General features: G+C 75.1%; 3 protein-coding genes. All 3 read right to left on the bottom strand.

Annotation, left to right across the window (positions count from 1 at the left end):
- Positions 1-150: 150 nt before the first annotated feature.
- Positions 151-1005, bottom strand: a complete 855-nt coding sequence (locus tag EF903_RS30445; RefSeq protein ID WP_125548213.1) for a MaoC/PaaZ C-terminal domain-containing protein — start codon at positions 1003-1005, stop codon at positions 151-153.
- Between the two features lie 215 nt (positions 1006-1220).
- Positions 1221-2423 (bottom strand): thiolase C-terminal domain-containing protein, encoded by a 1203-nt coding sequence (locus EF903_RS30440; RefSeq protein WP_125548212.1) that lies wholly within the window; start codon positions 2421-2423, stop codon positions 1221-1223.
- A gap of 14 nt (positions 2424-2437) precedes the next feature.
- Positions 2438-3420 (bottom strand): acyl-CoA dehydrogenase family protein (locus EF903_RS30435; RefSeq protein ID WP_125548211.1); only part of this gene is annotated, 983 nt, incomplete at its 5' end.

Genomic DNA, 3420 nt, shown 5'->3' with positions numbered 1-3420 from the left:
GAACGGGGTGCCAGACCTGCGCAGCCCAGCAGACCAGCACGCGCCACCGCACTTCGGGGTGCCGCCGCGGTCGGCGCTGCGGAACGGCGCGGTCCGCTTCTGCGCGGCGCTCGCCGCGGGGGCGAGCCCGGCCGGGTCCGCGGGACAGCCCTAGCCGTGCTCGACGACGGTGTCCGCGAGGACGGGGGCGTCGTCGCGCTCGGCGGCGCCCACCTCGACGCGCACCCGGCCGGGCTCCTCCCACATCCGGATCCGCAGCGTCTCGCCCGGGTAGGCGACGCCCGCGAACCGGGTGCGGTAGGCACGGACGCGGGTGACGTCCCCGCCGAGCGCGGTGTCGACGACGGCCTTGAGGGCCATCCCGTACGAGCAGAGGCCGTGCAGGATCGGCCTGTCGAAGCCGGCCGTCTTGGCGAACTCGGGGTCGGCGTGGAGCGGGTTCCAGTCCCCGGACAGCCGGTAGAGCAGCGCCTGCTCCTCGCGGACGGCGCGCTCCGCGATCCGGTCGGGGGCGCGGTCGGGCTCCTCGGAGCGGGCGGAGGGGCCGCGGTCGCCGCCGAAGCCGCCCTCTCCGCGGACGAAGATCTGCGCGTCGCTGGTCCACAGGGGGCCGTCGGCGTCGGCGACCTCGGAGCGGAGCACGATGACCGCCGCCTTGCCCTTGTCCCAGACGGCCGCGACCTTGGACGTGGCCGTGGCCCTGCCCGTGACGGGGATCGGGCGGTGCAGCTCGATGGAGTGGCCGCCGTGCAGGACGGCGGCGAGGTCGACCTCGATCCCCGGTGCGGAGAGCCCGCCGAGCATGGCCATGCCGGCGCCGGCGACGGTGGCGAAGCTGGGCAGGACGTGGAGCCGGGACTCCAGGGTGTAGCGGAGTTCGTCGGGGTCGGTGGCGGGGATGCCGGCGCCGAGGCCCAGGTGGTAGAGCTGGATGTCCTTGTGGTCCCAGGCGATGTCCCCGCGGCGGGGGTCGGCGGCGAGGGCCCTGGCGGCGTCGATCGGCATGGGGATGGTGCTCCTTGTCCGTGGAAGACCTCGGCGCGGTCGTCCGCACCGTCGGCCGCACCGAGGTCGCATGCGGGACCGGTTCTAGAACGCGTTCCAGTGTCCACCGGTGAGGCATGTATAACGCACGCCCCACCACATGGGAAGGCCGCTGACTGCGTGTCAGACGGACGTGTCCGGGCGCGTGTTGCGGCCGTCCGGCCCGGGGCCGCGCCCTACGCTGGCGGCGTGGACGACATGCCGGTGGACCGACGCCCCGCCAGGTCCCTGCGGGTGCTCCTCTTCCCGCCGGACCCGGCGCCGGGGACCTGCCGGGGCCCGGCCTGCCCGCGCAGCTGCCACACCAGTTCGGCGGTCTGCGCGAGCCCGGTGGCGCCCAGCGGGTGGCCCTTGGAGATCAGCCCGCCGGAGGGGTTGACCACCCAGCGCCCGCCGTACGTCGTCGCACCGCTCTCCACGAGGGCGCCCGAGTCCCCGTCGGCGCACATGCCGAGGGCCTCGTAGGTGAGGAGTTCGTTGACGGAGAAGCAGTCGTGGAGCTCGATGACGTCGACGTCGCCGATGCCGAGGCCGGCGGCCGCGAAGGCCTGCCGGGCCGCGGCCGCCGTCACCGGCTTGCCGACGACGTCGATGCACGACCCGGAGGCGAAGGTGGCGGGGGTGTCGGTGGCCATCGCCTGCCCGGCGATCTCGACGGCCTCGGCGTGCAGCCCGTGCCGTACGAGGAACCGCTCGGAGACGACGACGGCCGCGGCGGCGCCGTCCGAGGTGGGCGAGCACTGGAGCCGGGTCAGCGGCTCGTGGACGGGCTTCGCGGCGAGGACCTCCGCCACCGTGTACACGTCCCGGAACTGGGCGTACGGGTTGTCCGCGGAGTGCCGGTGGTTCTTCGCGGCGACCGCCGCGAGCTGCTCCGCGGTGGTCCCGTACCGCTCCATGTGCTCGCGGGCCGCGTTCCCGAAGAGCTGCGCGGTCGGCGGCGACTGCCCGAAGCCGTGCCGGGCGGCCATGATCCCGTAGTGCCGGGCGACCGGGGAGGCCCCGAAGTCGCCCGCGCCGGCGCCGGAGCCGAGGGATCCCTTCTTCATCTTCTCGAAGCCGAGGGCCAGTACGCAGTCGGCGAGGCCGCCGGCGACGAGCTGCCGGGCCATCACCAGTGCGGTGGCGCCGGTCGCGCAGTTGTTGTTGACGTTGTAGACGGGGACGCCGGTCAGCCCCAGCGCGTACGCGGCGCGCTGGCCGGCGGTGGAGGGCTGGAAGCAGTAGCCGACGGGAACGTGCTCGACCTGCTCGTAGCCGATGCCGGCGTCCGCGAGGGCGGCCCGCCCGGCCTCCTCGGCGAGCTCCCAGTACGGCCGGTCGGCCGTTTCGGGCTTCTCGAAGCGGGTCATCCCGACTCCGGCGACGTACGACTTCATGCCCGTCCCTTCCTTCAGTCCCTGGGGAGGCCGAGGATCCGCTCGGCGACGACGTTCAACTGGACCTGCGTGGTGCCCCCGGCGATGGTCAGGCAGCGGGACAGCAGCATCCCGTGGACGGCCCGCTCCCCCGGCCCCTCCAGGACGGCGCCCTCGGGGCCGAGGAGTTCGAGGGCCAACTCGGCGACCCGCTGCTGGTGCGCGGTCTGGACGAGTTTGCGGATCGAGGCGCCGGCGCCCGGCTCCAGCCCGGACACCTGCCGGAGCGTGGTGCGCAGCCCGATGCAGGCGAGTGCCTGGGCTTCGGCGGCCAGCGCCCCGATGCGGGCGCGGCGGGCGCCGTCGAGGCCGGGGGCGCGGGCGAGGAGGGCCTCCAGGCCGGTGTCGAAGGCGACCTGGTCGGCCATGTGGACGCGCTCGTTGCCGAGGGTGGTGCGGGCGACCGCCCAGCCGTCGCCGGGCTTGCCGAGGAGGGCGTCGGCGGGCAGCGGCGCACCGTCGAACCAGACCTCGTTGAAGAGGGTGTCTCCGGTGATCTCGCGCAGCGGCCGGATGTCGATGCCGGGGGTGGTGCGCATGTCGACGAGGAAGCAGCCGAGGCCGCGGTGGCGGGGGGCGTCCGGGTCGGTGCGGGCGAGGAGGATCCCGTAATCGGCGGTGCGGGCGGCGCTCGTCCACACCTTCTGGCCGGTGATCCGCCAGGTGCCGTCCGGGCCGGTCCGCTCGGCCCGGGTGCGCAGGGAGGCGAGGTCGGAGCCGGCGCCGGGCTCGGAGAAGAGCTGGCACCAGGCGAGGTCGCCGCGGAGCGTGCCGGGGAGGTGGGCGGCCTGCTGCCGGGGCGTGCCGTGGGCGATCAGGGAGGGCACGACCCAGGTGGCGATCCCGAGGTCGGAGATCCGTACGCCGGCCCGGGCCAGCTCCTGCCGGACGACGAGCTGCTCCAGGGGCCCGGCGCCGAGCCCCCAGGGCGGCGGCAGGTGGGGGGCGGCGTACCCGG

Source organism: Streptomyces sp. WAC05292, from assembly GCF_003949955.1.
Taxonomy (GTDB): domain Bacteria; phylum Actinomycetota; class Actinomycetes; order Streptomycetales; family Streptomycetaceae; genus Streptomyces; species Streptomyces globosus.
Note: the sequence above shows the minus strand (reverse complement) of the source record. Positions and strands in the feature narration are given on the sequence as shown.

Coding starts and splice junctions, on each gene's coding strand:
- EF903_RS30440 (WP_125548212.1), bottom strand. CDS start 2,423: ATGAAGTCGTACGTCGCCGGAGTCGGGATGACCCGCTTCGAGAAGCCC.
- EF903_RS30445 (WP_125548213.1), bottom strand. CDS start 1,005: ATGCCGATCGACGCCGCCAGGGCCCTCGCCGCCGACCCCCGCCGCGGG.